This window comes from Methanomethylovorans hollandica DSM 15978, from assembly GCF_000328665.1.
GTDB classification, from domain to species: domain Archaea; phylum Halobacteriota; class Methanosarcinia; order Methanosarcinales; family Methanosarcinaceae; genus Methanomethylovorans; species Methanomethylovorans hollandica.
Map to the genome: position 1 here is coordinate 118,916 of NC_019977.1, position 26,393 is coordinate 145,308.

Consider the following 26,393-nt stretch of genomic DNA (forward strand, 5'->3'; position numbering starts at 1 on the left):
GTTCACTCCCTCAGTTTTCTGCCTGTGAGTTTAAGGAACACATCTTCAAGGGTTGCCTTTCGTGTGGTCATTTTATCCAAAGAGCATTCCTTACTGAGCTGGTCTGTGATATGTGTTGGGTCATTTGTATATATCACTATGATATCTCCCATAACTTCATAGCTGGAATCACTTTTTTGCAGGCACTCTACAATTTCCGAATGGTTGTTAACTTCCACCACACCACTGCCTATGTGATCATTTATTATCTGGCCAGGCTCGCCTTCTACGATTATTTTCCCATAGTCCATTACAACAAGCCTGTCACATAATTTTTCTGCTTCATCCAGATAATGGGTTGTAAGCACAATGGTGACCCCACTTTTTTTCAGAAAGCGTAGTTTATCCCATATTAGATGCCTCGCCTGAGGATCAAGCCCCACAGTAGGTTCATCAAGTATTATCAAGCTAGGTTTGTTCAAGAGTGCCCTGGCAAGCACAAGACGGCGTTTCATGCCCCCTGACAGGGATTCTGGCATCGAGTTCTTTTTGTCACGAAGCTGCACGAAATCCAGGAGCTCTTCAATACGTTTATCTGCTTCTATTGGAGGAATATCAAAGTATCGGGAGTAATTCCTGAGGTTTTCATACACAGTAAAATCAGGGTCCAGATTGTTCTCCTGGGGTACGATTCCCATGTATTTTTTTATCTCTCGTTGATGGGCAGATACGTCCATACCAAAAACTTCAAGCTTGCCAGATGTTTTGGGTGAAACACACTGGATCATTTTCATAGTGGTAGTCTTTCCTGCACCATTGGGACCTAAAAATCCGAACATTTCCCCCTCTTTCACCTGAAAACTTACTCCATCAACGGCTGTGAGTTTACTGTATCTTTTGAAGAGACCCTCTGCCTGGATTATAGTATTTATGGTCACCATCTTGTTATATGGCGGGGGATGTGTTCTTATGCTTTTCGATGGGTGATCAATTACGCAAAGTTTATGACAGAAGCTTTCCTCCTTATTATAGGAGCTTATATGGCACAACTACAGAACATAATACGGACAGCACAAGAAAAAAGGTCTTTTCAGACCCTCCTTAAAGCCGCAGAGATACTGGGTCTAATTGATAAATACAGCAATACAGGTCCTTTTACTGTGTTCGCACCAGTGGAGTCGGCCTTTGAGGTGATACCTGAAGAGGTCATAGAGGAGGCATTTGCTGATATTCCCTATTTGATGGGGATCATAAATTATCATATAGTTGAAGGCAAATATGTGTTGCAGGATCTTCAGAACATTGATTTCCTCAAAACTATAAGTGGTAAAGAACTGAGAATAAAACATAATGGTACTATTGTGGTCGATACCGCCAATATAATAGAGCCAGATATTGAATGCAGTAATGGTGTCATCCATGCTATAAGTGATATCCTGGTTCCATAAAGAGGATGAACTGAATATGCTTTTCAGATCCTATGTATACATTTTTACATCAAATTCCTTAATCAGAATAACTTCTTTGTATACACATAGTTCTCTTCAAAGAACACTTCATACTATCCAATAAGTGGGTATGGATTTAGTATCTCTACGTATCCATCGTGGCATAGCCTCTACTAATCAGCTACATCTCCTACATTACTCAAAGTGCGCTGTAGGATAAGTTTTTCATCACTCACTAGCAGTTGCAGCCAATCCGGTAAGCAGCACTAACTATGTTATGCGCCTATACGCTTGGTGGGGCATATTTTTATTAGAAGTTTACTTGAGAAATCAAGGCAGTATTACAAAGTATGTAAAAATCAGTGACAAAATAACATTTTCACAAAAAGTAAAAAGCATCGCGGAATTCTCAACTTAGTAATAATTAGCTTTTCCAGGTATCAATATTTATATGCCTCATATATGGGAGGCGCATGGATATTGTTCCACTCGGGACTCAATAAAATATCTACCCAGGGTACAACCTATTAACAGCTATGTATTTAGCAGAATAATTAAAATATGATTAATGGGGCCGTGGAGATTTGAACTCCAGTCACTAGACCCCCAGTCTAGTAGGATGGTCCAGGCTACCCTACGGCCCCATCAGGGACGAACATATCCTAATGTACATTGTAGTATATCTCTTTTTCCTATGATATCTGTATGTTTGTGGTCCAGATATTGTATGCCTCTATGACCTCAGAACCTTCGACAAAGACCATTCCATGTTCCTCTGCGTAGGCTATAGCATCCTCTTTAGACAAAGCTCTGCCTGTGTTATCGTCCAGCATCTCGCACACCACCATGGATGGTGTGACATTGGCTATCCTGGCAAGTGCAATGGAGAGTTCGGTCTGGCCAAGTCTTTCATCTATCAGTCCTTTTGCTGCGCGAAGGGTTGCCACATGACCAGGGGTACGGAACTCAGAACCAAAGTTCACTTTATTGCCTGCAAGTACTTGCTCTACCATATCTCCTAATTTTTTTATGGTGATCGCTCTATCATTATCCGGGATACCCGTGCGAGTATCTCTGTGGTTTACCCAGATAGAGAACGAAGAACGTGAATCATATCGAAGGTCTCCTCCCTTTTCCACGGTAGTTCCAAGAGTAGTGCTATACTCATTTGCAGAACGGATTACATCTGCCATAAAAGGCAAGCCCATTTCTTCACAAGCTACGGGATCTAAGGCCACACATATCAGGCCGCCTCCGTCTTTACGCATCAGCTTCACATCTTCAGGCTTAATAGCCTGTGCAAGAATAGTGAGGTCCGTTTCGGCTTCCCTGCCCTCTGCATCAAAAAGTAGGAACATCTTACCCTGCCTTATGGCATCTACAGCCTTTAGTATGTTCTTGCTGTATCCTTGCCTGCCTGTCATAACTGTCATTTTATCCCTCACGTTTGTCTTTTTTCTCTACTACTATTTTCACTTCGTCCCCATCTTTCAAATGAAGCTTCTCCCGAAGGTTTACGGGAGCTATTATCTCCAGCAGATTAGTTGGATAATGTGTTCTTTCCGGGACAATGATAGCGCTCTTCACCCCATCTATTTTGATAGGATAACATTTCCCTGCACCAAAGGTACGCTCTGCGTCATTGAAACCCTGTATGCAGACAGGTTGTATGCAATCCATTCGCTGGAGAATTGAAACACTATTCTCATTGAGTTTTATATTCAGAGTTCCGGGAAACGGTTGGAAACCCAGTTTTTCAGAAAATTGCAACATGTAGCTATTTTGTGAGATGTAGTACTGTCCCTCTCCCAGGCCTGCTACCACCTGTCCATATAGCTCGATATCTTCGCCATCACCACAGAAGATACGCTGATATTCGTCATATTCCTTCCGCAACAGTTCTATTCCATTGCACGTGAGTATGATCTTCTGTCCTCCAGGGACAAGTCGGCGTTCAATATATCTATCATCTTCGAGCTTTTTGAGCAACCTTGCTGCCGTTTTGGAACTGGTGGTAGTGTATTGTGCGAACTCAGCTGAAGATATCTTTATAAGATTTTTAGTAGCACCAAGAAGTGCCAATTTCTTTAAAGGTTCTGCAACATACATAATATAACCCCCATCTCATATTCGAGATGGAGCTCATATTTGAGAAGAAGACTACATAAAGGTTTTGATGTGCAAGATTCTTATCATCCTTTTAAAGGAAATATGAGTATATATCTAGCAAATAATGATCTTTAGAATAACATCTTCAGGCTACAAAAATAGAGGATAGGGATTAAACCCTATCTTATTCTTCAGAAATAGTGACCTTTTTCATCACATCTTTTGGTTTTATTTTATTGACTACGTCCATGCCCTCAATTACCTGACCAAATACTGTATGAACTCCATCAAGGTGAGGCTGGGGCGAGTGAGTGATAAAGAACTGGCTGCCACCTGTGTCCTTACCGGCATGTGCCATTGAAATAGCTCCTTTGCCATGTTTGCGGGGATTGCCTTTTGTCTCGCATTTGATAGTGTAACCGGGGCCACCTGTGCCATCTCCTTTTGGGCATCCTCCCTGGATGACGAAGTTAGGGATAACCCTGTGGAATGTCAATCCGTCATAGAACCCCTGTTTTATGAGCTTTTCAAAGTTTGCCACAGTTTTAGGGGCATCCTTTTCGAACAGTTCCAGTACGATATTACCTTTCTCGGTCTCAATGATAGCTTTCTTCATTATTCCCACCTTATTTCATCTGGTTAAAGGATGGGATCGATTTAAGGGTTTCTCTATACCCACCTTTCCAGCAAATTCTATCTCTAACCAACCGTTGTATTTAGTTCGTTGTGCGTAATGTGCAAATAAGTAAGTATACCGCTTCCGGCATCATAGTTCAGTGTAAGGGCGGATTTACTAAGATCTACATGCTTATACTGTCCTCCCAGATAGAACACAAAAGGTCCGTTCATTGCCATGAGTTTCATATAATGCTGCGTCACGTCGTTGACAGACTGGATCTCTCCTTTTGAAATTGTGAGATTTGGGGTCACAGTGGTAGAGCTGATCTCATCCCATGAAAACTCGGTGTCTTTTGTGTCATATTTCAATCTGTAGGCGCCACTTACAAGATCAACGGTAGTGTTTGCCTTCTTATTATTATTTGCACTTGTGTTAACTCTAATTTCATCTATACCTGTCCATATTTCTTCCTTGTCCACAGATGCATCTTTGTAAGTCACAGTTATGAAAAGCTTATCTTTCTTTTTTAGCTCGTACCAGAAGGTCTTTGTACCTGACGTCGCAGTAAAGGTCATACCTGCCGGATTGAAATCTGCAGCATCATTTCCAGTGTTTTCCAGGAAGAATTCTAAATCGTAGATAGGTTCAGGATTAGATTGGTTCAGTTTTCCTACTTTGAACGAAGAACGCACCAATTGAAATGTACCCATCTGCGGCTTTGTATCTAGTTCTATTACAGCTGTCTGGTTCCTATGATCCAACATCACGGTGGTAGATGTGAGCGTTTGAGCATACTCTGCCCATACTTCATAAAACTCACTGTTGATGTATATGATCAATTTATCGCAACTAAGCGGATTGACAAAATTGCTATTTATGCTGGTATTGGGGTAAAGGATAGCTGGAATGTTCGATGATCTTATGTTTATGTTAGCGTCCGTTCTCCCGGAAAGGGTGGTATTTCCATTGATCTTCATTATCGGAAGGTTAAGTGTCTCACCGTTATAATGGAACTCAGGAGGTGAAACCATTGTAGTTCCTCCCCCAGGATACTTGGACCAGACACCTCCTCCCTCGTAGGCGATTGATCTATCTCCGGAATTGTACTGCACTTTTCCCATTGGTGTCATAAAACCTGTAAAATCAGGTTCATGTTGGTAGCTTTCCCATGCATTCCACACTCCACGGCGTTGATAGAAACTATCATGCCAGGAGGAGTTCTCAGACAAGCTTATGATCATGATCCTGCTCTCTTTATAAGATCCAACATCTCCCAAAACCTTCAAATTGCCCCCCATCATGGAAAATTTCGTATTCTGCGTAGGTGATTCTCCCAGAGCTGTCTTACTGGTCCTCGAGTCGAATACGGTAAATGCCTGTTCCATCTTCTGGGACTTTGCCATATCCTGCATATCGGTAATTGCAGGAGTCATGTACAGGAGCATTATTCCTATGGACGCTAGAGTGATGGTAAGCAATATTGCAACATCAATAACCGATGAAACAGCTATTCCATCTTCTAACACATCATTTTTCATGTTCCCCTTCCTTTTCCTTAGTCAATTCTTACATCCATGGGTGAATCGATTATGAATAAATCTATATTTTCTTGATAATTCCTGTATGCATATACAGTGTTGTTGGAAGTATCAACTCTTGCTATCTGCATGTGCATGGTTTCGTGCAGGTACCTTTCCCATGCTTTGTAGAAGTCGCTGGTCAGTGTCAAGTTAACCTGGGAAACATTCTCATAATTATGGATCGTTTTTTTTCCACCATCTGCAGTAACGCGCTCAATTCCTTTTCCGGATGCTGAAGTTGTCCCAAACAGAGTTATAATGGGTATTATAAGCACATTGTTCTCAAAGATAAAACCTGGCTGGGACACCATTACAGCATTTTCTCCGTGGTATTTTGCCCAGACTCCAGCATTTTCATAAGATATCAATGTACCACCTGATGAGTACTCTATTGTCCTCATTTGCTTCTCAAAATACCGTGGCTCGAAAGAAGGAGGTGTTGCTGAATAATTCCATTCCTTAACAATTAATTCAATGCTGCTGTCTCCGGTTACAGATAGAGAACCCCCCTGCATCTTTAGTTCAACAGATTGAGAAGGAGCCATATCCAATACAACCTTATTAATATTCAATGCAAGTATCTCAAAACCTTGCCTGATATTCTTGGTATGCTGTGTTTCCTGCATGTGCTCAAGAAGGGGAACAGCACCTACAATGACGATTGCCATTGCAAGAATTATGAGACTTAAAACAATGCCAAAATCCACCATTTCAGATACTGCATCATCGGATCTTCTAAAGCTTCCTTTCATTTTCTAAGCCTTCCTTACTCAATCTATGCGTATCATATTCGAATCTTGATCATAGTACAGCCTGAAATTATCTGAATTGCTATACACTATTCCAGAGGCAACATTGGTATTCAATGCAACATAGGGTACCTTAACTCTTGTCTCATGCCTGCCTTCGGATTCAAATATGATCTCCGATGTTTGGTTTGATATTTTTACGGAATATTGTTTGTCTGCAATTTTATCAGGCATAATTAACTTATAATCGATGCTTCTAATTTTTCCTCCCGATGTTTGCATTATCTGGACCGCTGTATCCATGTTTGCTATCTGTAATGCTATCTCATTTCCATGTATCTCAAATTCATCTCTCATGGCAGTTTCTCTTGCTCTGTCAAGCATTGTGAAAATAGAACCTATCAGAACGCTCATGCAGATAACTGTTATAGTGAAGGTCAATATGAATCCGACAGACATCGATACTGCCCTTTCATCATGAATAAATCCCTGCATTATATCTGATCCCCTGGTAGTATTATTGGAATTGTCGCATTCGTTTTCACATTTCCTCTTTTATTCATTACCAAGGTGCAGTTCATGACCTTAAGTCTCTCGATTTCGAAGGCTTCTCCCGAGATCAGATCTCCTGAAATAAGAAAAGTGCCAGCTGCATTGCACCCATTTATAAATTTAATCATGTATCTTTTTCCAGATGTCTGGCTGTTAAAATGGAAATCGAAAGAAGTGTTACCGATTTTGTCAGATGTAATGTTCAGTTCATCAGTTGAAATGATCTTTGAATCAATGATCTGTGTACTGTTTTCGACAGTAACCTTTATCTGGCCATCAGAGTTGAATAATTTTGCTGACCATAATGTATTATCGGATTGATCAATAGCTTTAACCGCAAATCCATCGGGTTCATTTCCCAGTTTTGAGGCGTTAAGCGACATAAGGAACGTATCAGTGCTGTTAACCCATCTGACAATGGTCCATTCATTATTTCCATCCTTCAGACCGTTATGACTGAAATATGGTTCCTCAAAAGCACCATTATGAATAGAAAATATTGTGCCTGTAGGTGCATAGCTCTTTACCATCATTGAAGAGTAATTTAATATATAAGCATCAAATGTGTCTTTATCAAAGTTTTGTCCTCCCCCTGCACCAGCATATGCTTTTTGGTATGCTTCCACAGTTGTCTTCAATATATTGGAAAAATCGAACACATTTGTTTCAATACCGGATTCAGATGCACTATTGCTTGCGAAGATGATATTGCTAAGCATGATACTAAGGACAAGAAAACTAATACATATCACAAAAGAGGATATCAATATCATTTGGCCGGAATCATTGAACTTTTCCATACTGTTGCAAGCTATTTTCCTTACATGCGCCATAAAGTGAGCCTCACATTCACAAGGTTATAGAAATCAGTAGTAGGGTCAGCATCCCAGAGGCCGGTGCTATATGCAAATGCTGTTGATCCTATATCCTGGTCCGATAACAAAACTCTTTTTGAGATTATAACAGCATTGTCAGAAGGGTCTCCGTTGTAGATGTAAGGCAGTGTGGTTATTGTACCATCATTGTTTGTCCATTCCATCTCCACGTTATGAGCTATACCCCGAGGGATCACAATAAAATAAAGTATTTCAGCAATAGAACTATTTGTCAGTTCTTTATGTGCACTTGAAATGTATTTATCAGAGTTCCAATTGTAGTAAGCTCCATCCCAGTTCACGATGTCCTTTTTGAGCTCTGAGTTTTGCCCATATGGTGAGTAATCGAGAGATGTGAGTATATCCTGTCCTATTATCTGCAATTGTGATTCAATATGGGTATTTGCAGTTGATGATGTAAGTGGGATAATTGAGGTTGCCTGAAAAGAAAAAATGATTACGCCTATAATTAAGACAAGGGATATGAGTGCTTCCAGTGTATGCATCTGGCCAAATGCATCTTTATTAAGATCATAGTTACTGTTTTTTCTAACCATCTCACCACACCCGTACGGAGAAAATAGCATTTTGTACATTTCCACTATTCTCATCTCGTAAAAGAACAACTCTTTTTGTCTGGCCAATGTTCTCTCTCATTGGTAACTCCTTTCCAGCCGAATATATCGTACCATCACTTTTTTGCATAGTGACATTAAGATCATAACGAAGGTATGTTCCATTTAATCCGAAATGATCTATTATGTATTCATAATCCGCATTGAATCCCGAAAAAAAATCCCTGGTCTTCGTATCATTCAGAATGTTAGAAGTTCCAGGTTCATATGCACCGAGGGTCTGTTCCACTATATTTATCGATATCCGGTCAGCAAGCAGGGTAACCTCATCTGAATTAGATTTGAATGGGGTGAAAAGTCCTGCAGCATACGAAAAGACAAAAATGATACTAACAAGGAATATAGCAATACCTAATAGATAGTCCACATGCATTTGTCCATTATCATCCATAATCCTCGCTATATAAATTTATTTAATTATATAAATATATGTCTATATTTTATGCGTTTTAAAGCAAGGTTTCAAATTGGGGTTTCAAAAGTATGATTGGAATTCTATAAGCAATATATGAGCACCCAGCGAATTACATCCCAATATCGATAGGTTTTTATCTGAGTTGGCTTATCGTATATTCGATAATTGCTATATATAAAATAACGATTGTCATAAAAGCACGGAGAATATAAAATATGGTAGCAGTAATCACTGTAAATGAATGTGTAGGCTGTGGAACATGTGTTGATGAGTGCCCAGCAGAGGCCATCTCACTGAATGGAGAAAACATTGCAGTAGTCGATGCCGGTGAGTGCCTGGACTGCGGTGCATGTGTTGATGTGTGCCCAACCAGCGCTATATCAATGGAATAAAGTATTGATCAATTTTTTACTATTTTTCAGATCGTTTTCTTTTTCTTCGAGGTTACAATATGGCAGAGCCAATCAGAGCCGGAATATTAGGTGCTACAGGAGCTGTTGGACAGCGGTTCATACAAGCACTCGCCGATCACCCATGGTTTGAGATAACATCTCTTGCAGCTTCTGAAAGGAGTGCAGGGAAGAAATATAAAAATGCTGCCAACTGGAGATTGGATGAAAAACTTCCAGATGAAGTTGCAGATATGGAAATTGTATCTGTGGATCCCACCAAGGTGGATGCAGATGTTGTTTTCTCGGCATTGCCTTCAAGCCTTGCAAAAACCGTGGAAGCAGATTTTGCAAAAAAGGGTTTCGCTGTGGCAAGTAATGCCTCTGCATATCGTATGGAGAAAGATGTTCCCCTTGTGGTGCCGGAAGTCAATGCTGATCATCTTGGACTCATAGAAGTCCAGCAGGATAACAGAGGTTGGGATGGATATATCATTACTAATCCTAACTGTTCTACAATAATGCTGGTAGCTACGCTAAAACCGCTCATGAAATTCGGCATCCAGAATGTGAACGTGGCTACAATGCAGGCTATATCCGGTGCAGGTTATGAGGGTGTGGCATCAATGGCCATTCTCGACAATGTGATACCCTATATAGGAAGCGAAGAAGAGAAAATGGAAACTGAGCCTCTCAAGCTCCTGGGTGAGTTTAACGGCTCAGAGATTATAGATGCTGATTTTAAATTAAGTGCTGCTTGCAACAGAGTACCTGTTATGGACGGGCACACTGAAACAGTGTGGATTACCATGCGGGATGATCCCACCCCTGAGCAGGTAAGACAGGCATTCCTCAATTTCAATCCTCATCTAGGGGACTTGCCCACCGAACCTGACCAGGTGCTCATAGTAAGGGATGAGCCTGACAGGCCACAGCCCCGTCTTGATCGCAATATGGGTAATGGAATGAGTATAAGCGTCGGACGTATCAGGGAAGGTATACGCTACGTTCTTATGGGACACAACACTATTAGAGGAGCGGCTGGTGCCAGTGTGCTCAATGCTGAGCTCCTGCACAAACAGGGTAAACTTTAAAAATAATAACTCAAGAGTACAATGCTCCGCCTGATTATGTTCTTGCTGGCAGTTTCACTGTCAATTGGAATAATATCAGGCGGTATAACATCAGATGTGAGAAATACTATTTTTGAACTTGAGTTAGTATCACTATCGGAGATCGTAAAAAATCCAGCTTCTTATGATAGCACAATGGCCTATCGCAAGATAAGCGTTGTTGGAAATGTTTCGGTGATGGATAAGCACCTCATAGCCATCTCTCAGGATGGTTATGAACTAAAAGTGGATCGCACAAATGACAAGCTGTTTTCTGGTTTCAATATGGGAGATGGTATCAAGATTACAGGTCAGTTCTTGTATGATTCCATGGGAACCAGCATATTTTATCCCAAGTATGTTCTGCATTATCCCACTGTATACATGGCTGATGTAAATATAAGCGGTATTATTTCTGATCCAAGTTGTTTCAATGGAAAATATGTTACTGTAACTGGCAACATAACTGATATCAGATCAACGATGGGTGAGTATATTATAAATCTTGCAAGTCTGGATGATGGTCAGAACCTACGTGTATCTTACTTGGGATCCACTGAAGTTAAAGCCGGAGATATAGTAAGTGTAACTGGTCTTGTTAACGGTGCTACACTGTACAGTGAACAAATGGGAAAGCACTCTCCTCTGTCCATAAGCACGTTCATACCCGGTTTTACATTTCTTTGGACTCTATTAATCATAGGATTACTGGTCATATATATCAAGTATGAATGACTTAAATTCCCAGGATTATCATGTTAATTGCATTATCAGTTGGTGGATCCATTCTTGCAAAGGACTTGAGTCCTGAGAGCTTCCGTGCCTATGCCGAAGTGCTCAAAAGCTTGGCTAAAGAACATAAACTTGTAGTCGTTACTGGCGGCGGTGTTGCTGCTAGGGATTATATCAGGATTGCAAGGAGCTTGGGAGCTAATGAAACAGAATCTGATTACATTGGCATCTCAATAACCCGTTTGAATGCGCAGTTACTTATTACTGCATTGGGAGATGATGCATATCCGGAGCCTCCATGTGATTACAAGGAAGCCTGGAAAGCACTTTCCTCAGGCAAGATCGTTGTTATGGGAGGTGTAATCCCAGGACAGACCACCGATGCTGTGACGGCTATTGTAGCTGAATATCTTCAAGCTGACCTTATTGTTATTGCGACATCCGTTGACGGCGTATATTCCGCTGATCCAAAGAAGGATCCTAATGCGGTCAAATATAAGACAATTACAGCTAAAGAACTTGTGAATATAGTGATCTCCACTGAGATGAAAGCCGGTTCCCAGTCGCCTGTAGATCCCCTGGCAGCCAAGATCATAGAGCGCTCAAACATTAATACCATTGTTATGCATGGAGCAGACCCTGAGAAAGTAGCAGATGTAATTATGCAGGAAAGTATTGGCTCCACATCTAAAGAAGTTCATCTTGGCACAAGGATCGTAGGGTAAACTTCTGTGGTCAGCATGAGGCTCATACCATTTCTTACTGTTATCTTCTTTTTCGTCACTTTGATCGTTCCTGCTGCAGCCACTGAACAGGCTCGCATTACTGATATGTTTGCAAATGGTGATGTGTGCGAGGTCACTATTGGATTTTCAGATGATCTGCACAATGTGACCTTAAGATATGATCTGATGTTAAATGATCGATCAATCGATTCCAAAGTAGTTGAACTGGGTTATGTACCCACAGGAAATGTTACCAGAATTGTTTTTTGGGATAGTTATTTGGAGAAGAACCTCTACGTTTTTGAGGTAAGTGTGTTTGTAGATGGGAAGCTTGCTGACAGCAGGCAGACAGAATTCATTTATGGTAATCAGGCGTTGCTGGAATTCAAAGTAGCAGGTTTCAACTCTGACAATAAAAGGGCTGCAGTTGTTATCAGCCCTAATAACATCTACAGTCCTTCAATAGTTGATCTTACGTTTGAGATATTCGAAGAGAATGAATTGTTGTACTCTGCGACTTTCATGGATGTTCCTGTGATTCAAGCCATGGAAAAAAACATAAAATGGCCTGTTTTGCTTGACAATGGAAGAAAGTACGTTACTGTGCTGAAGGTCCGCTCCCATGGATCTGATATTACATCAGCCTACATTTCCATCTTTATGGCAGAGCAGGATGTAGAAATAATGGCAGATGACGTAGAACTGGATGAATATGGTGCAAGCATCACTCTTAAGGGTATGTCTCAGGTACCTTTCTACGGAAAAGTTGGTGTTACTCTTAGCAATAATGCCACAAATATCTATTTTGAGGAAGAAAGTGATGTGCTGACTTTAAATAAAGAGGACACAGTTGGTTTTCTCTGGGAAGATATTCCTCCAGGCAATTATACTGTTGAAATAAGGGTAATTAACAATGAAGGTAAGATTCTCGATAGCTACGAAACAGCTGTGAGGATACGGGAATTGCCCCCAGTCCCGCCGGAACAAACGAAGGGATTGCCAGGACCAGGTGTTATTGGGAATATTGCAGCTTTACTTGCTGTTTTCTTCCTATTGCGTATTAACAGGAGATAAGATGCTTGATCTGATTGTCAAGAACGCTTCCCAACGTAAGGTAAGAACTTTGCTGACGATCTGTGGCATAGCTCTGGGAATATTCGCTCTGGTGGTTATGGGGGCCATGTCCGAGAATTTCGGCCAGACCTTTGAAAAGTCTATGAGCCTCACAAGTGACAAAATAAGGGTTTTTGCAGAGAGCGGTATTTTTGGTGGTGGTCTAAGCGAACGCAAAGTTTCCGATGTCAGGCGTGTGGCAGGAGTCGAGGATGCTTATGGGGTGCTGGTCACATTGTTCGATGAAGACCAGTTTGGGATGAGCGGCAAACAGGTATTGGGAGTCCCACCACGGAAGTCCGGAAATGTGCTGGAACCAGTGGAGCTAAAAGCAGGAAGATTCCTCAATGCCGGAGATACTTATCATGCAGTGGTAGGCAAGAACATTGCCGGAGAATACGATCTGGACATAGGCAGTACTCTGGAACTGAACGATAAAAGATTTATAGTGGTAGGCATAATTGAATACACTGGATCCATTTTTGACAGTTATGCTATCATTCCCCTTGATACAGCTCAAGACATATATAATGCTGAAATTTCCATAACATACATCTTTGCCCAGCCGGCACCAGGTGTAGATGCTGAACTTTTGTCCAAACGTATAGAGCTGAGCGTAAAAGGAGTTAACACAATATCTCCCAATGAATTGAAGGAACAGGCAGGGCAGTCATTGCTGATCTTCAGCGTGGTAACCATCAGCTCTGCTATCCTTGCAGCTATCATAGGGGGATTGAGTGTGATGAACACTATGCTAATGTCAGTTACCGAAAGAACTCGAGAGTTTGGCATCCTGAAGGCAATGGGTGCAGAAACAAAAGATATACTGCTTCTTACTCTGGGAGAGGCTGCACTGCTGGGCTTAATAGGAGGGGTGCTTGGCATCATTACCGGAGGTGCAGCAGCATATGCTTTGAATTCATGGCTTGCTGGTAAGGGTATAATCTTATTCACAATAACTTTCAGGTTACTTGTTGTTGCCATGCTGTTCGCTATACTCATAGGTATGGCATCAGGGGCATATCCTGCTTACCGGGCAGCCAGCATGAGTCCCATGGAGGCTCTAAGGCATGGTTGAACAAGTACTCGAGGTAGAAAACCTTTGCAAGACATACATACAGGGGAAGATCCCGGTAACTGCGCTCCATGACGTCACTTTCACCGTCAGCCAGGGAGAACTTGTTGCTATAATGGGGCCAAGTGGCTCAGGGAAGTCTACTTTGATGGCTCTTGTGGGCTGTCTTGAAAAACCTACTAGTGGTAAAGTGGTGATAAGGGGTATTGATGTCACTTCTGTGCTTGATAGCGAATTGCCAAGGATAAGGCGGGAAATGATAGGTTTTGTATTCCAGCATTATAATCTGCTACCTGCATTATCAGCTCTTGGGAACGTTGAACTTGCTATGCGGTTCTCTGGAATTACTAAAAAAGAGAGGCTAAAACGGGCAGAAGACCTGCTTCAGAGATTAGGGTTAGAAAAACGTCTGCATCATAGGCCGAATGAACTTTCCGGAGGGGAACAGCAAAGAGTGTCCATCGCAAGGGCTATTGCAAACGATCCCTCGATAATTCTCGCAGATGAACCTACGGGAGAGGTCGATAGCACCACAAGGGATAAAATTGTAAAGATATTCGAAGAATTAAGGGTACAGGGGCAAACGATAATAATTGTCACCCATGACCCAGAAGTTGCAAAGCACTGTGACAGAGTTATCCATATAATGGACGGCACTCTGTCACACTAGGAGAGACTAACTAATCAGCAATATGCTACAAGATAAGCTGTGTTCTCAGTTTTCTTCTCAGTTTCTCTGTTAGTAGATGAACCCGACGTAGCTCTTGATTCTTTCAGAACTCCCAGATCCATTTCCAATTGCTGGATATGCATCTTTGCTCTTTGTACCTTCTTGTTCTCAGCTTTAAGCTTTTCCAGCAGTTCTGCCTTCTTTTCTTCACTAATGTTTGAATCTGATATTTGCTTCTGGTACTGCTGGGATACTTGAGCATATTTCTTGAACATTTCGTGGAGAGTATCAAGGTTCTTTTCCAGATCCATTATAGTCTTGTCCATGCCCATCGATTCCTTCGTTTCCTGAACTTCTTTTGGTAATTTGCGGCTTATATTTGAGTTCTAAGCTCTAATTTAAAAATGGATATGGCCTTATATTAGAATTGCTATACAATTGTATATACTAATTATCATAATAATGAGATAACTTTTCTAATCATTCCGAACAGACATCAAATGTGAGAAATAGAAAGAAAAAACAACAAAAAATAATGAAAAGTAGTATGTAGCAAAAATCTTACTAAATTCCTTCAGAAACCTCGCAGACTTGCAATATTGCAGCTTCTGGGTGGGCATGTATCACTTCATCAAGCTGCTCTTTGCAGTCAGAGAGTATGTCAGAAAAAGTACTGTCCTTCTCAATGAAGTCTACTATAGATTCATTATCTGTGAGTTCTACAACATCAAAATCATTTACCATCAACATTATTTCCAGTATAGACCTCTTTATTGAACTCTCACCCTCCTTTTGTGCGCCTATGACAGCTTTATCATGGTGTTTAAGCTCACCATGCATTTTTTCAATTTCCGGAGAAAGGATGTCCATTCCAGCTTTCATGGCTGCGGATGCAGCAAGCACCTGGACAATTAATATTTCATCAGCCTCGAACATATCTCCAATTTCTCTCATGGCTGCTATACATCCTTCATCAGCAAGTATCACAGGATCTATACCTGCTTGTATACCTTCCTTTACAGATGATTTAACTGCTTTTTCATCGCATTCCCGGATAGCCTTTTTTATCCCGAAAAGGATATTGTCTTTTGTTTTTTTCACATCATTTTTTAGCACAATAATACCTCTCGCATTCCTGTCAATGGTAAGGCAGGATCATTGGAACATATTCGACAAAAACAGAGTTGTATTTAAATCTGGCGAGAGAATATGACAAATCATTATTAATTCATTCTATATTTATAAAAAAAGAAAAATTATAGCTGTGTATGCATCAAAATAGAACAAAATCATAACTAAAATAAAATAATAATCTTTTCTACTGATTTTAGTGAATAAATTGTTCTATGTAAGAAAAGAAATGTTAATACCTGCACGATTGCAGGTACTGGATCTTAAATTGAAGAAACTATTCTTGCAATATCGTCACCTACGTCAGATGTGGTTGATGTACCACCCATATCGTAGGTCTTTACCTTACTGTCAAGGATGTTCTTTTCAATAGCAGCAACTATTGCATCAGCAGCCTCTCCTTCTCCCAGCTGCTCCAGCATGAGGGAACCTGCCCAGATCGTAGCTATCGGGTTTACCTTGTTTTGTCCCTTGTACTTTGGCGCAGAACCATGTATAGGTTCAAACATACTTGTGCCTTCTGGGTTGATGTTTCCTCCAGGAGCAAGTCCAAGACCGCCTTGTATCATTGCACCAAGGTCCGTTATAATATCACCAAACATGTTAGGAGTGACAACTACATCGAACCATTCCGGATTTTTAACAAACCACATGGTAATAGCATCCACATAGTTGAAATCAGTTGTAATTTCTGGATATCCAGAGGCTATGTCCTGGAACTCCTGCCTCCAAAAACCATATATATCGGAAAGTACATTCGCCTTGTCCACAGATGATACGTGTTTCTTTTTCTTCAAAGCCAGATCAAAAGCATATTTGATCACTCTGCGTGTTCCTTCTTTTGAGATCATACCTATCTGATAAGCGATCTCCTCACTGTCAGTTTCAATGTCAAGGTCGAACTTGGCAGAATAAAGATTCCTTTCAACCTCGAGTAGGTTCTTACTTACTCCCTTTTTAGCTTTTCCACCAATGCCTATGTAGAAATCTTCAGTGTTCTCTCTTACAACAGTAAAATCTATGTCTTTAGGAGTCTTGTCTTTTACAGGCGTCCACACACCCTCTAGTAATTTTATGGGTCTTAGGTTCACGTACTGATCAAAATAGAACCTTGCTGCCAGAAGAATTCCTTTTTCCAGCACTCCTGGGGCTATCCGCGGATCTCCGATAGAACCAAGGTATATTACGGGGTAGCTGGATAGTTCCTTGAGCGTATCAAGGGAGATCAATTCCCCGGTTTCAAGGTAGTGATCAGCGCCTTGAGGGAATTCTACCCATTCAACATCGAACCCGAATTTTTCGCCGGCCGCATCTATGACCTTCTTCCCTTCAGCAACTATCTCTGGTCCGATACCATCACCGGGTATAACTGGAATCTTGTATTGTGTCATATTCCTTCCTTCTTAAATTGATATTTGTTTTTGTATTTACCTGACCATCTTTTTGGCATACTCTATTAGCCCGCCGGAATCCACAATTCCCCTTACGAAATCCGGAAGTGGGGTTGCCTGATATTGTTCGTTCTTTGTCATATTCTTTATGACCCCTGTGGCAAGGTCCACTTCCAGGATATCACCGTCATCTATCCTGTCCGCTTCAGAACATTCAAGAAGTGGGACCCCTATATTTATGGCATTTCTGAAAAATATGCGTGCGAAAGATTTTGCTATAACGCAACCTATCTTTGTTCCTTTGAGTGCCAAAGGCGCATGTTCTCTCGAAGAACCACAACCAAAATTGTTACCTGCAACGATTATATCATTTTCTTGCACTTTCTTTGGGAACTCAGCTCTCACTCCCTCAAAAGCATGTGCTGCAAGTTCTTCAGGTGTGTTCATTATGAGATACCTGCCCGGGATCACAGCATCGGTATCGATATCATCCCCAAATTTCCAAACTTTTCCTTTCATGTTATCACAGCCAGAATACTATTATGATAGTCATTCTGTCAGCTTTCCAGTAACTGACATCCAGTAACTAAACACAATAATCCTAAATAATACTAATGTAAAGTGGTTAGTAGTTTGTACATCCACTGAGGTATGTTTATTCAATTTATTGATTTTTATGGCCCAATGCACTGGGTTCATTTCCTCCATGCCAGCTAAGTCGTGGACGCATCTTTATCACATGAGCAGCTTCTGTGGTGTCGTCAAGTATAAATGCTATTCCCTGCTCCATTCCTATTTTCCGGATGGAATCTCCAATATTCTCTTTCATATAGCTCGGTCTGAAAGATTCAAGGGCATTGATATCTTCAGCTGCTGTCAGACGGTGGCATATCAGTATATCAGACTGTGAAGCGACTTCAGGATCAAGGGCTGAAGGACGTTGTGTGGCAAGTATTAATGAAAGACCGGGCTGTCTACCCTGTCTGAGCCATTCATTGATAAGTATGTCTGAAGCAAGTGTCTTTCTCCCAGTGGGTACAAAAAGATGAGCCTCGTCTATGAACATCCATATCATAGGCATGCCTGTATTGTCTTGTGCACATCCCATTGCCATGCGTTCCTCTGATCTGCGTGCCTCAAGACGCTTATAATAAATTTCCTTGCTGATCTGCCCAACAACAGCTGCTCTTACATCATGATCTCTAAGAGTGCTAACATCGAGCACTGTTGTGCACCCCCTACCCACGAGGTCTTTCACATGCACTCCTTCTTCAGTGAAAACGCCCCATGAAGATGCATTTCTGATGTAGTTTTCAGCAGCACTCTTAGTTACATTGTCAGCTCTTTCGTCTTCCATCACCATGTCCATTATCGTATCGAAGGAAAATCTTTCATGCATTGATCTGAGTTCTGCAATTACTCTGATAAAAAGCACTCCCAGAGGAGAAACTTCATCGATGCTGAACAGCTGACACCATGAATACCCATCCATTGAGGAAATGGGTATAGAATATGGAAGTGCCTCTATCTGTTGTTCATCATACTTTTTTATACTTCCAGAAGGCACGAATAATTTTATGTTTATTTTGTTTGGGTTCAGAGACCATTGGTTTAATAAGATTTTCTGTGGCTCATTAGCTTTTTCCATTGTCCAGAAGATACCCATAGTATCTATCACAAGAGAAGCAATATTATTTCTTATATGTTGAGGGAGTAATGATATCTCTTCTACAAGGGTACCCATTGTATAGGACTTTCCATATCCTCTTTTACCACAGATCAAAATGCAATGAGGTCCAAGTGCATCCAATCCTACATGCGATGCAGCTGAGCCGTCAAGTGCAAGATATCTCCCAAGGTTAAGAAGACCCTGTTCCCCACCACTTCTTCTGCCAAGAACATAACGGTTTTTGGCAACTCCCGCTTCAACAGTATTGGATATAGCATTCATATACAATAAAATATATAGAAAATATATATTTATTTCTATATGCTTGCCTGGTTGTCAGTCATTTAATATTAAAAACTATCTTTCACAGCAACAATGTACAAATCGTGTATTCCTTTGTAATATTAGGGTATACAATGATTAAAACGAAAAGTATAAATTCTACTGCACTGAATCCACCTAGAGGAATCTCCCGTGCATAAAAAATCACTCCCATAGATGCCATTATATTTAATGGATCTTTTGGTTTAATGAGATATTATTCCCCGTAATTCACCCAAAATCTGAGAGGTTCCTCATTTTCTCTCTCTATTTCGCATAAGGATCTGTCTTTTTCCAAGAATAATGAATTTTAAGCCTACCTCTGGCTGCAAGTCTTCCTGTTGCGGCAGAGTTGACCAGGTCTCTTGAAAGGCCGGTGCGGTCTCCGGCAGTCATATCTTTCAGAGTATTACTTATTATATTCTTGTCAATTCTTGCTTTAGTGCAGCGTCGATCTGTGTGCAGTTCTCCATCCTCTGTAATACGGTTTTTCCACCACCAACGCCGCATATTGATAACGCGCAAGTTCCCTTGCAGCAAACATATTTGCAGGACCTGCCCCCAATATGATAACGTAATAATCAGATATATTTAATCAGATATATTAATTAACCAGATATATTCAATCAGATATATTAATAGAAGATGCTCTGCACATTATCCTCCATTATATGGACAATGCGCAATATGTGTTTCAAGATAAAATCTTATCCAGTTGTTTCATCTTCCGGGCAAGGGAAATTTCCTGCGCTATCCGTCTTCCTGTTGAAAGACCAGGTTCTATTAAGTCTGAATACGGGGAGCCTGAAGGATAAAGATTTGTACCTGCAACTATGCGGGCTGATATTTCAAAGACCTTGATCTCAAGTTTATCGGTGAACACTGTCTCAAGGCAGAAGGGACCTATCATACCATCGAACAGTTCCAGGGATTCTTCCACAACTCTCTCACCAAGTTCAAATATAAGCGGGAGCAACGATTCTCTTGCAACAAGCGGTACGTTTCCAGTGACAACGTATGTGGGGTGGATCCCTGCATCTTCCAGTTCTCTGGGGGAACCCAACCTGAAGATCTCGTCAGCATTAGATTCTACGCGTCTGTCCATACTTAGCATTTCCAGCACACCAGTGCTTATTGTATAGCCTTCTGTTTTCAGGGGTGAATAGAAGAAATGAAGATAATACCTTGTACCCACTATAAATTCCTGGATATTGTATTTAAGAGTCTTGTCGACATTCTCAAGGAACTCTTCGTAATTCTTGGCAATAAAAAACCCACGCCCTCCTTTAGCACCATGGTATTTTACCATAACAGGTCCATCGATATCTTCAGGTTTCACCAATTTTGGCATGTGGATTCCTGCACCTTCCAGCCATTCTCTTTCCTTGTTCCTGTCAGATTCCCATTCAAGTACTTTCCTGTTACCAAAAGTAGGTACTGGAAAATCAGTGAATTTGTCGGTACCCAGGTATTCAACAAAAGAGCCATGTGGCACAACAATAGCATTTTTCATTACAAGTTGTTCCGCTATGGACGGAATGTCTTGATAGCTATCTACTACTATGAACTCATCAGGCTTTGCTTTAGGAAAAGCATCATAAAACTTAGGAGGTTTTTTAACGCAGATGCCAATGGTCTTGAAACCTTCCTTCCTTGCACCGTCAAATATCTGAAGGCTCGAATGAGAGCATACAGTTGCAATTGCAAGTTTATCCAGATCATAGGTTTCGAGTATTCTCATGATTTGGTTTTTTTCGATCATAATTGTGCCCCAAAAAGTTACATTATATTGTTCTATCTATTTTTTAAGTTTGCGGAATCACTCCTATAACTGCGAATAGCTTCGAAGTTTACGGAAAAGTTATGAGGTTCGTTGTGGTTATTATAAAACATGCAAGAAACAAAGGAAGCAGACAATAATTCCGACAAAGTGCTGGTCTTACCCCTTAATGAGAATTCTAAAAAGATAACACAGGCTCTCTCTAATGAAAAAGCTCTCAAGATGCTGGAGATGCTGGCAGACAAACCCATGTCTGCCACAACGTTATCTGAAACGATGGGTCTGCCCCTTACAACTATTAAATATAATCTAGATAGCCTTATCGAAGCTGATCTCATTAAGGTAAAAGAAACAAAATGGAGCCAGAAAGGCCGTGAGATCAAAATATATGAGCCTGTACAAAAACTCATCGTAGTGGTTCCAGGTACAAAGAACGTCGATAGATCATCTATCATGGGTATGTTGAAAAAATACCTGGGTCTTTTCATGGGTGCAGTATTTGCAGCTACAGGCATAGAATTCCTAGCGCGCCGGATAGGTCTGTCTCCTTCGACAAATAATTATCCTGCATCCCTTGAAAAGGCTGCAATGAAATCAGGTGAATATGGTACATCTTTCAATGAAAGTCTTCATCCACGTATCGGAGTGGCAGATCAGGCAAATATAGCAGATGAGACCTCTCCTATGCTATCGACAATGATCTCTAATGATAGTTCAGAAGCTACTATCGCGGGCTCTGGTCAGGCTGTTAATGCTCCTCAGGTGATTCCTTCGGAAGGCCTGACAACATATATGAATACAACAGAATCGAACACAACAGATCTTAATTCAAATATAATACCTGTACAATCTCCGCCAGTCGAAGATGCAACAGTTCTCACAGGTACAAGTTCTGGTCTCATCCCGCCTGACCTTCTGGCTCATGTGAGTATTTGGTTCTTTTTTGGATGTCTATTTGTAATAATATTTATGCTGATGAGGGAAGTATATTATAGAAAAAAGGTTGTATGAGGATTAGTGAGACTAAATGAGGGTTGCACTTAAGATCGCATATGTGGGAACAGGTTATCACGGATCTCAGATCCAGTCAGATGTTGCCACCATTGAGGGTGAGCTCTTCAACGCCTTAAAAGAGCTGGACATAATAGATGATCCAAAGACAGCATCTTTCCAGAGCTCCGGAAGAACAGATGCGGGAGTACATGCAAGAGGGCAGGTTGTAGCTTTCAATACTGATAAGCCTAACCTTTCGATCCCAAGGGTCATTAATTCTAAACTACCTAACTCTATATGGGCATGGGCACACGCAGAAGTTCCTTATGACTTTGATCCAAGAAGAGATGCAAACAGCAGGGTGTACAGGTATATCATGAGTGGAGAGCAATATGATATATCCAGGATAAGGTCTGCTTCAAAGATATTGGCTGGAGAGCATGATTTTTCAAATTTTTGCAGCAAAGACGAGGATAAAAGTACAGTCAGAGATGTAAAAAGAATAGATGTCAGGGTAAGTGGAGCCCTTACAAAGATTGACATAGAGGCAAATAGTTTTCTTTGGAACATGGTGCGTAAAATTGTCACCGCTCTTACAATGGTGGGAAGCCTTATCAGAGATGAGGCGTGGCTAAAGCAGATGCTTGAACCTGAATCATATGAAGAGGGATTGGAACCAGCTCAATCTTATGGTCTTACTCTTATGGAAGTAAAATATCCGATGCCTATACAGTGGGTATATGATTCTTATTCACTACGCAGAGCTTCTGAAAAGGTACAGGAATATCTTGTGAGGCATCGTGTGATGGCAGAGGTCATGCAAGAACTAGTGCCAAAAGATTGAGGTCCTTTTCTAATTGCAGTAGTATTAGGTGAATATGTATTGAATGTCCAGATGGCTACAAATATTGCTTCTTCCATCAAAATCAATGACTTCGATGTACCTTATGAGTTAGTACGGCGAAAAGTCAAAAATCCGAGGCTGGAATTTAGGAATGGTAGCCTCAAGCTAGTGGTACCTAATGGGTTTAAAGAACATGAAAAACTGCTAAATAAACACAAATCATGGATATTCCAGCGATTCATTGCTTACAAACAGAGGCATCTGTTTTCTTCGGAGATAGAACTTAATTCTGCAAGGACCAAAGTTCAATTCCAGGAATATGTTGATTTTTTGATCTCCTATATAGGTACTGAACTTGGTGTCTTCCCGAAGAAGGTGACATTCAGGAAGATGCGCACTAAATGGGGAAGCTGTAGTTCAAAAGGGAACATCAGTCTGAACACTTATTTGATCTTCTTGCCTGAAAGGCTGGTGGACTATGTTGTGTTCCATGAGATGGTCCATCTAATAGAAATGAATCACGGACCCAGGTTTAAGGAAATTGTACGTAATAGGTTCCACGAGCATAGGATTCTTGAAAAACAGCTGCGTGAATACTGGCCCGTTATCATGGATAAGTATTCTATTCAATGATCTATAAGAAATAAGTTCTCGGCCATCTATGACCGTACATCAATTTCCTTCATATCCTAATTCCTTGGCCCTGCTATAGGATGCAGCAGCCTCAGTACCTTTTCCAGCTTGGTCAAGTGCGATGGCTCTATTATACCATGCTACGGCATAATCAGGATTCAATTCGATGGCCTTATCGTATGCTTGTATCGACTCGTCAATTTTTCCCATCCTTCGAAGTGTATTCCCCTTGCTGTACCACGCATCAGAATTCTCAGGATTCAGTTCTATTACCTTGTCGAATACTTGCTCTGCTTCCTCTAGTTTTCCCATCCCATATAGTGTATAACCTTTGTGCATCCAGGTCCAGCTATTCTGTGGATTCAGTTCTATAGCTTTATCGTATGCCTGTATTGCTTCATCATATTCGGCCATCCTGCGCAGTGAATTACCTTTACTATCCCAGGCTGCATCGTTCTGCGGCTCGAGCTCTATGACTTTATCAAATGCCTGAATTGCATTTTCATACTCATTTATATTATAATGTGCCCTGCCTTTATCATTCCAGGCTTCTGCATACTGTGGATTGATCTCCGTGGCTTTATTAAGGTTCTCCAGTGCTTTTTCGTATTCCTTCATCTCATAAAGGGCAGTACCTTTGTAATACCATATTTCTGCATCCAGTGGATCTAGCTGGATAGCTTTATCAAATGCCTGTATTGCTTCTTCGTTTTTTCCCATCTCATTAAGAGCATAACCTTTGTAATTCCAGGCTTTCGCATCCTGTGGCTCGATTTCTATGGCTTGGTCGCATACCCGGATAGCTTCCTCGTATCTTCTCATTTGATTTAAGAGATAACCTTTGTTACTCAGGGCTGTACTGTACTGGGGGTCAAGCCCTATAGCATTGTTCAATGCCTCCATTGCTTCGTAATTCATACCAAGCTCAATGTAAGAAACACCTTTATAATTCCAAGCCTTTGCATCCTTTTTGTTTATTCCGGTGGCTTTGTCAAATGCTTGTATAGCTTCTTCATATCTTTTTGTATAATAGAGGACATACCCCTTGTTATACCAGGCCATGGCGAACCGTGGTTCCAGTTCTGTGGCTTCATCATATGCTTGTATTGCTTCTTCATATTTTTTTATATGGAACAATGCAATGCCTTTATTGTACCAGGCAAAGCCATCCAGTGGGTCCAGTTCTATTGCCTTGTCATAAGCTTGTATAGCTTCCTCATATCTCCCCATCTTCCGAAGAGCAATTCCCTTCTCGCTCCAGAATTTTACATTATTGGGCTTAAGTTGTATGGCTTTATCATATGCCTGTATCGCTTCTTCATTCTTTCCAGTCTCAGAAAGTGCCATGCCTTTACCGGCCCAGGCATCTGCGTTTTGAGGGTTTAATTCTATAGCTTTATCAAATGCCTCAATTGATTCGGAATATTTCTCCTCTTCAAAAAGTTCATTACCTTTCTTGGTAAACTCTTTCGAATCATCGGTTCCAATACACCCCACACAGAAAACTGCAGTAAATACTAAAACCGGGATCACATATTTCATATTCACTAACATTTCCCCTTAGATTTCCCCAATTTTCATTAAAATATAGAATTTCTCGAGAATTAAGTTTTTCTATTTAGAGAGAATGTTAATAAATCAAGTTTATAACACAATTTTATATTCTTATGTCTACTCTATGTTAAGATATTTCACTATATTTTTTACTTTAATATCTTTTTTTATGTAAGCTGAATTAAATATCAACTGTACAATATTCTCTCTACTGCTCGTTTACATATATATTTATATATTGTCAATTTGAACAGATTCATCTTTTTTGTAGTAATGTAATTCTTCTGGTGAGGCTTCTATGTACTCTCTGGCTATATTCACAAACTATTTTGAATCCTGCATCTATTGCAAACACACTTACATCAATTTCAGAGACCACTACAGCAAGTTTCTCACTTTTAAGTAATCTGTACATTTCTCTGAAAGCACCATCATAAAGATGGTGCAGAGATTCGGCTTTAATGGCTGCAGAACGGCCATAGGGAGGGTCTGTGACTATAGCATCCACACACTCGTCATTAAGGGGAACCATGCATGCATCTCCTATTATGACATCATGGTGTCCGCCAAAAGCCTGTAGGTTCATCTGTGCACCTGAAGTTATCATGGGGCGCACTTCAATACCAATCACTTTTGCTCCTATTATGGCACCTTCCACCAGGATACCAGCAGTACCACAGAAGGGGTCAAACAATATCTCACCTTCCTTAACTCCTGATATATTCACAAGAGCTCTTGCTACCCGGGGCATGAGCACACCAGGGTAGAAAAAGGGTTTCTTGTGGGGTAATCTCTTTTCGTAAGCACTCCTGTCCACAGATGCCACTACAGGTCCAAAGATACATTTTTCTCCAATGATCAACCTGAATTTCACATCTGGTGTTTTTAGGTTTGCCCGGAATCTTTTTCTGAATATAGTGCCACCAACATGTCCCTCTATGAACTCTCTTTCAAAATCGCAATAATGCTTGATCTTCCGGGCACGCACCACGAATGTCTCACCAGGGTCAATATGTTTTGAATAATCTATATTTTCTGCCATCTGTAATATGGTATTTGCAGAAGTATCACACATACCTGCAACCCTTATTATATGGTGCGACATGGCAAGTCTCTGTGCTACATGCAGCAAACGAGATTCGATCTCATCCCGTATGCCATTGATGTCCACGACAAGACATTGGTCAAGAACTTCGTATTCCTTGAACTCAAGCCCTGCAATTTTCATGCAGGCATAAGCTTCCATAACCGGGAGGACATCATGCTCTCCAGAAAGTTCTAAAGCGTATAGCATAACACT

30 protein-coding genes and 1 tRNA gene are annotated in these 26,393 nt (G+C 40.8%); 11 read left to right on the forward strand and 20 right to left on the reverse strand.

Features of this window, described 5'->3' with window-relative positions; genetic code table 11:
* Positions 1–2: 2 nt before the first annotated feature.
* The gene (locus tag METHO_RS00555; protein WP_015323569.1) at positions 3–920 is read right to left on the reverse strand and encodes an ABC transporter ATP-binding protein; all 918 of its coding nucleotides are present in this window, start codon (positions 918–920) and stop codon (positions 3–5) included.
* 99 nt (positions 921–1,019) lie between these two features.
* Here METHO_RS00555 and METHO_RS00560 point away from each other — a divergent pair, with 99 nt between their 5' ends.
* Positions 1,020–1,427 carry a fasciclin domain-containing protein gene (locus tag METHO_RS00560; protein ID WP_015323570.1) on the forward strand — a complete coding sequence of 136 codons (408 nt, stop codon included), beginning with the start codon at positions 1,020–1,022 and terminating at the stop codon, positions 1,425–1,427.
* A 569-nt stretch (positions 1,428–1,996) separates the two neighbouring features.
* Here the strand turns inward: METHO_RS00560 and METHO_RS00565 are convergent.
* From METHO_RS00565 to METHO_RS00610, 10 genes are all read right to left on the reverse strand, one after another.
* Positions 1,997–2,071, reverse strand: a tRNA-Pro gene (locus METHO_RS00565).
* A gap of 48 nt (positions 2,072–2,119) precedes the next feature.
* Entirely contained in the window at positions 2,120–2,860 is a 741-nt protein-coding gene (gene ribB, locus METHO_RS00570; RefSeq protein WP_015323571.1) for a 3,4-dihydroxy-2-butanone-4-phosphate synthase, read from the reverse strand.
* 1 nt (position 2,861) lies between these two features.
* Positions 2,862–3,536, reverse strand: a complete 675-nt coding sequence (locus METHO_RS00575; RefSeq protein ID WP_015323572.1) for a winged helix-turn-helix domain-containing protein/riboflavin kinase — start codon at positions 3,534–3,536, stop codon at positions 2,862–2,864.
* A 184-nt stretch (positions 3,537–3,720) separates the two neighbouring features.
* Positions 3,721–4,152 carry a peptidylprolyl isomerase gene (locus METHO_RS00580; protein ID WP_015323573.1) on the reverse strand — a complete coding sequence of 144 codons (432 nt, stop codon included), beginning with the start codon at positions 4,150–4,152 and terminating at the stop codon, positions 3,721–3,723.
* A gap of 83 nt (positions 4,153–4,235) precedes the next feature.
* A complete protein-coding gene (locus tag METHO_RS00585; RefSeq protein WP_015323574.1) occupies positions 4,236–5,693 on the reverse strand; it encodes a DUF7289 family protein in 1,458 nt (485 codons plus the stop codon).
* A gap of 17 nt (positions 5,694–5,710) precedes the next feature.
* The gene (locus tag METHO_RS00590; RefSeq protein WP_015323575.1) at positions 5,711–6,487 is read right to left on the reverse strand and encodes a DUF7289 family protein; all 777 of its coding nucleotides are present in this window, start codon (positions 6,485–6,487) and stop codon (positions 5,711–5,713) included.
* Positions 6,488–6,505: 18 nt separating this feature from the next.
* The gene (locus METHO_RS00595) at positions 6,506–6,979 is read right to left on the reverse strand and encodes a DUF7266 family protein (protein ID WP_015323576.1); all 474 of its coding nucleotides are present in this window, start codon (positions 6,977–6,979) and stop codon (positions 6,506–6,508) included.
* Positions 6,979–7,869, reverse strand: coding sequence for a hypothetical protein (locus METHO_RS00600; protein WP_015323577.1), 891 nt, complete (start codon positions 7,867–7,869; stop codon positions 6,979–6,981). Before METHO_RS00600 ends, METHO_RS00595 begins: the two co-directional genes overlap by 1 nt.
* Positions 7,857–8,468: a DUF7288 family protein gene (locus METHO_RS00605; RefSeq protein ID WP_156810983.1), complete on the reverse strand. Its 612-nt coding sequence runs from the start codon at positions 8,466–8,468 to the stop codon at positions 7,857–7,859. Before METHO_RS00605 ends, METHO_RS00600 begins: the two co-directional genes overlap by 13 nt.
* A 1-nt stretch (position 8,469) precedes the next feature.
* A complete protein-coding gene (locus tag METHO_RS00610; RefSeq protein ID WP_015323579.1) occupies positions 8,470–8,937 on the reverse strand; it encodes a DUF7287 family protein in 468 nt (155 codons plus the stop codon).
* A 239-nt stretch (positions 8,938–9,176) separates the two neighbouring features.
* Here METHO_RS00610 and METHO_RS00615 point away from each other — a divergent pair, with 239 nt between their 5' ends.
* Genes METHO_RS00615 through METHO_RS00645 form a run of 7 tightly spaced genes read left to right on the forward strand, consistent with a single transcriptional unit; the run spans position 9,177 to position 14,777 of the window.
* Complete coding sequence (locus METHO_RS00615; RefSeq protein WP_015323580.1) at positions 9,177–9,353, forward strand: 4Fe-4S binding protein; 177 nt, start codon at positions 9,177–9,179, stop codon at positions 9,351–9,353.
* A gap of 59 nt (positions 9,354–9,412) precedes the next feature.
* On the forward strand, positions 9,413–10,444 hold the full coding sequence (gene asd, locus METHO_RS00620) for an aspartate-semialdehyde dehydrogenase (RefSeq protein ID WP_015323581.1): 1,032 nt from the start codon (positions 9,413–9,415) through the stop codon (positions 10,442–10,444).
* Between the two features lie 21 nt (positions 10,445–10,465).
* Positions 10,466–11,197, forward strand: a complete 732-nt coding sequence (locus METHO_RS00625) for a hypothetical protein (RefSeq protein ID WP_048830946.1) — start codon at positions 10,466–10,468, stop codon at positions 11,195–11,197.
* A gap of 20 nt (positions 11,198–11,217) precedes the next feature.
* Complete coding sequence (gene pyrH, locus METHO_RS00630) at positions 11,218–11,919, forward strand: UMP kinase (protein WP_015323583.1); 702 nt, start codon at positions 11,218–11,220, stop codon at positions 11,917–11,919.
* A 6-nt stretch (positions 11,920–11,925) separates the two neighbouring features.
* Complete coding sequence (locus tag METHO_RS00635; RefSeq protein ID WP_156810984.1) at positions 11,926–12,993, forward strand: hypothetical protein; 1,068 nt, start codon at positions 11,926–11,928, stop codon at positions 12,991–12,993.
* A 1-nt stretch (position 12,994) separates the two neighbouring features.
* Positions 12,995–14,110, forward strand: coding sequence for an ABC transporter permease (locus METHO_RS00640; protein ID WP_015323585.1), 1,116 nt, complete (start codon positions 12,995–12,997; stop codon positions 14,108–14,110).
* Positions 14,103–14,777, forward strand: a complete 675-nt coding sequence (locus METHO_RS00645; RefSeq protein WP_015323586.1) for an ABC transporter ATP-binding protein — start codon at positions 14,103–14,105, stop codon at positions 14,775–14,777. Before METHO_RS00640 ends, METHO_RS00645 begins: the two co-directional genes overlap by 8 nt.
* Positions 14,778–14,791: 14 nt before the next feature.
* On the opposite strand, the gene METHO_RS00650 is transcribed toward METHO_RS00645, so the two are convergent.
* From METHO_RS00650 to METHO_RS00680, 7 genes are all read right to left on the reverse strand, one after another.
* Complete coding sequence (locus METHO_RS00650; protein WP_015323587.1) at positions 14,792–15,103, reverse strand: hypothetical protein; 312 nt, start codon at positions 15,101–15,103, stop codon at positions 14,792–14,794.
* Between the two features lie 238 nt (positions 15,104–15,341).
* Entirely contained in the window at positions 15,342–15,893 is a 552-nt protein-coding gene (locus METHO_RS00655) for a B12-binding domain-containing protein (RefSeq protein WP_015323588.1), read from the reverse strand.
* A 278-nt stretch (positions 15,894–16,171) separates the two neighbouring features.
* A complete protein-coding gene (locus METHO_RS00660; RefSeq protein WP_015323589.1) occupies positions 16,172–17,299 on the reverse strand; it encodes an isocitrate/isopropylmalate dehydrogenase family protein in 1,128 nt (375 codons plus the stop codon).
* A 36-nt stretch (positions 17,300–17,335) separates the two neighbouring features.
* Positions 17,336–17,818, reverse strand: a complete 483-nt coding sequence (locus METHO_RS00665) for a 3-isopropylmalate dehydratase small subunit (protein WP_015323590.1) — start codon at positions 17,816–17,818, stop codon at positions 17,336–17,338.
* Between the two features lie 145 nt (positions 17,819–17,963).
* On the reverse strand, positions 17,964–19,250 hold the full coding sequence (locus METHO_RS00670; RefSeq protein ID WP_015323591.1) for an ATP-binding protein: 1,287 nt from the start codon (positions 19,248–19,250) through the stop codon (positions 17,964–17,966).
* 306 nt (positions 19,251–19,556) lie between these two features.
* Positions 19,557–19,799, reverse strand: coding sequence for a hypothetical protein (locus METHO_RS00675; RefSeq protein ID WP_156810985.1), 243 nt, complete (start codon positions 19,797–19,799; stop codon positions 19,557–19,559).
* 184 nt (positions 19,800–19,983) lie between these two features.
* Positions 19,984–21,051: a formate--phosphoribosylaminoimidazolecarboxamide ligase gene (locus METHO_RS00680; RefSeq protein WP_015323592.1), complete on the reverse strand. Its 1,068-nt coding sequence runs from the start codon at positions 21,049–21,051 to the stop codon at positions 19,984–19,986.
* Between the two features lie 129 nt (positions 21,052–21,180).
* Here METHO_RS00680 and METHO_RS13185 point away from each other — a divergent pair, with 129 nt between their 5' ends.
* The 3 genes from METHO_RS13185 to METHO_RS00695 are packed head-to-tail and all read left to right on the forward strand — an operon-like array spanning position 21,181 to position 23,539.
* Complete coding sequence (locus tag METHO_RS13185) at positions 21,181–22,080, forward strand: ArsR/SmtB family transcription factor (protein WP_015323593.1); 900 nt, start codon at positions 21,181–21,183, stop codon at positions 22,078–22,080.
* A 16-nt stretch (positions 22,081–22,096) separates the two neighbouring features.
* Positions 22,097–22,906 carry a tRNA pseudouridine(38-40) synthase TruA gene (truA, locus tag METHO_RS00690; protein ID WP_015323594.1) on the forward strand — a complete coding sequence of 270 codons (810 nt, stop codon included), beginning with the start codon at positions 22,097–22,099 and terminating at the stop codon, positions 22,904–22,906.
* Positions 22,907–22,945: 39 nt separating this feature from the next.
* Positions 22,946–23,539, forward strand: a complete 594-nt coding sequence (locus METHO_RS00695) for a M48 family metallopeptidase (RefSeq protein WP_048830952.1) — start codon at positions 22,946–22,948, stop codon at positions 23,537–23,539.
* Between the two features lie 39 nt (positions 23,540–23,578).
* On the opposite strand, the gene METHO_RS00700 is transcribed toward METHO_RS00695, so the two are convergent.
* Together METHO_RS00700 and METHO_RS00705 are read right to left on the reverse strand one after the other, a co-directional pair.
* Positions 23,579–25,093: a tetratricopeptide repeat protein gene (locus tag METHO_RS00700; RefSeq protein ID WP_015323596.1), complete on the reverse strand. Its 1,515-nt coding sequence runs from the start codon at positions 25,091–25,093 to the stop codon at positions 23,579–23,581.
* Positions 25,094–25,349: 256 nt separating this feature from the next.
* The gene (locus METHO_RS00705) at positions 25,350–26,387 is read right to left on the reverse strand and encodes a TRM11 family SAM-dependent methyltransferase (protein ID WP_015323597.1); all 1,038 of its coding nucleotides are present in this window, start codon (positions 26,385–26,387) and stop codon (positions 25,350–25,352) included.
* Positions 26,388–26,393 lie beyond the last annotated feature (6 nt).

What these genes read in the sequence shown, in the direction of transcription:
- METHO_RS00665 (WP_015323590.1), bottom strand. Translation starts at nt 17,818, where the DNA reads ATGAAAGGAAAAGTTTGGAAATTTGGGGATGATATCGATACCGATGCT.
- METHO_RS00650 (WP_015323587.1), bottom strand. Translation starts at nt 15,103, where the DNA reads ATGGACAAGACTATAATGGATCTGGAAAAGAACCTTGATACTCTCCAC.
- pyrH (WP_015323583.1), top strand. Translation starts at nt 11,218, where the DNA reads ATGTTAATTGCATTATCAGTTGGTGGATCCATTCTTGCAAAGGACTTG.
- METHO_RS00605 (WP_156810983.1), bottom strand. Translation starts at nt 8,468, where the DNA reads ATGGTTAGAAAAAACAGTAACTATGATCTTAATAAAGATGCATTTGGC.
- METHO_RS00705 (WP_015323597.1), bottom strand. Translation starts at nt 26,387, where the DNA reads ATGCTATACGCTTTAGAACTTTCTGGAGAGCATGATGTCCTCCCGGTT.
- METHO_RS00645 (WP_015323586.1), top strand. Translation starts at nt 14,103, where the DNA reads ATGGTTGAACAAGTACTCGAGGTAGAAAACCTTTGCAAGACATACATA.
- METHO_RS00660 (WP_015323589.1), bottom strand. Translation starts at nt 17,299, where the DNA reads ATGACACAATACAAGATTCCAGTTATACCCGGTGATGGTATCGGACCA.
- METHO_RS00585 (WP_015323574.1), bottom strand. Translation starts at nt 5,693, where the DNA reads ATGAAAAATGATGTGTTAGAAGATGGAATAGCTGTTTCATCGGTTATT.
- truA (WP_015323594.1), top strand. Translation starts at nt 22,097, where the DNA reads ATGAGGGTTGCACTTAAGATCGCATATGTGGGAACAGGTTATCACGGA.
- METHO_RS00610 (WP_015323579.1), bottom strand. Translation starts at nt 8,937, where the DNA reads ATGGATGATAATGGACAAATGCATGTGGACTATCTATTAGGTATTGCT.
- METHO_RS00625 (WP_048830946.1), top strand. Translation starts at nt 10,466, where the DNA reads ATGCTCCGCCTGATTATGTTCTTGCTGGCAGTTTCACTGTCAATTGGA.
- METHO_RS00560 (WP_015323570.1), top strand. Translation starts at nt 1,020, where the DNA reads ATGGCACAACTACAGAACATAATACGGACAGCACAAGAAAAAAGGTCT.
- METHO_RS00680 (WP_015323592.1), bottom strand. Translation starts at nt 21,051, where the DNA reads ATGATCGAAAAAAACCAAATCATGAGAATACTCGAAACCTATGATCTG.
- METHO_RS00615 (WP_015323580.1), top strand. Translation starts at nt 9,177, where the DNA reads ATGGTAGCAGTAATCACTGTAAATGAATGTGTAGGCTGTGGAACATGT.
- METHO_RS00595 (WP_015323576.1), bottom strand. Translation starts at nt 6,979, where the DNA reads ATGCAGGGATTTATTCATGATGAAAGGGCAGTATCGATGTCTGTCGGA.
- METHO_RS00700 (WP_015323596.1), bottom strand. Translation starts at nt 25,093, where the DNA reads ATGTTAGTGAATATGAAATATGTGATCCCGGTTTTAGTATTTACTGCA.
- ribB (WP_015323571.1), bottom strand. Translation starts at nt 2,860, where the DNA reads ATGACAGTTATGACAGGCAGGCAAGGATACAGCAAGAACATACTAAAG.
- METHO_RS00575 (WP_015323572.1), bottom strand. Translation starts at nt 3,536, where the DNA reads ATGTATGTTGCAGAACCTTTAAAGAAATTGGCACTTCTTGGTGCTACT.
- asd (WP_015323581.1), top strand. Translation starts at nt 9,413, where the DNA reads ATGGCAGAGCCAATCAGAGCCGGAATATTAGGTGCTACAGGAGCTGTT.
- METHO_RS00555 (WP_015323569.1), bottom strand. Translation starts at nt 920, where the DNA reads ATGGTGACCATAAATACTATAATCCAGGCAGAGGGTCTCTTCAAAAGA.
- METHO_RS00600 (WP_015323577.1), bottom strand. Translation starts at nt 7,869, where the DNA reads ATGGCGCATGTAAGGAAAATAGCTTGCAACAGTATGGAAAAGTTCAAT.
- METHO_RS00675 (WP_156810985.1), bottom strand. Translation starts at nt 19,799, where the DNA reads ATGCGGCGTTGGTGGTGGAAAAACCGTATTACAGAGGATGGAGAACTG.
- METHO_RS00580 (WP_015323573.1), bottom strand. Translation starts at nt 4,152, where the DNA reads ATGAAGAAAGCTATCATTGAGACCGAGAAAGGTAATATCGTACTGGAA.
- METHO_RS00590 (WP_015323575.1), bottom strand. Translation starts at nt 6,487, where the DNA reads ATGAAAGGAAGCTTTAGAAGATCCGATGATGCAGTATCTGAAATGGTG.
- METHO_RS13185 (WP_015323593.1), top strand. Translation starts at nt 21,181, where the DNA reads ATGCAAGAAACAAAGGAAGCAGACAATAATTCCGACAAAGTGCTGGTC.
- METHO_RS00640 (WP_015323585.1), top strand. Translation starts at nt 12,995, where the DNA reads ATGCTTGATCTGATTGTCAAGAACGCTTCCCAACGTAAGGTAAGAACT.
- METHO_RS00670 (WP_015323591.1), bottom strand. Translation starts at nt 19,250, where the DNA reads ATGAATGCTATATCCAATACTGTTGAAGCGGGAGTTGCCAAAAACCGT.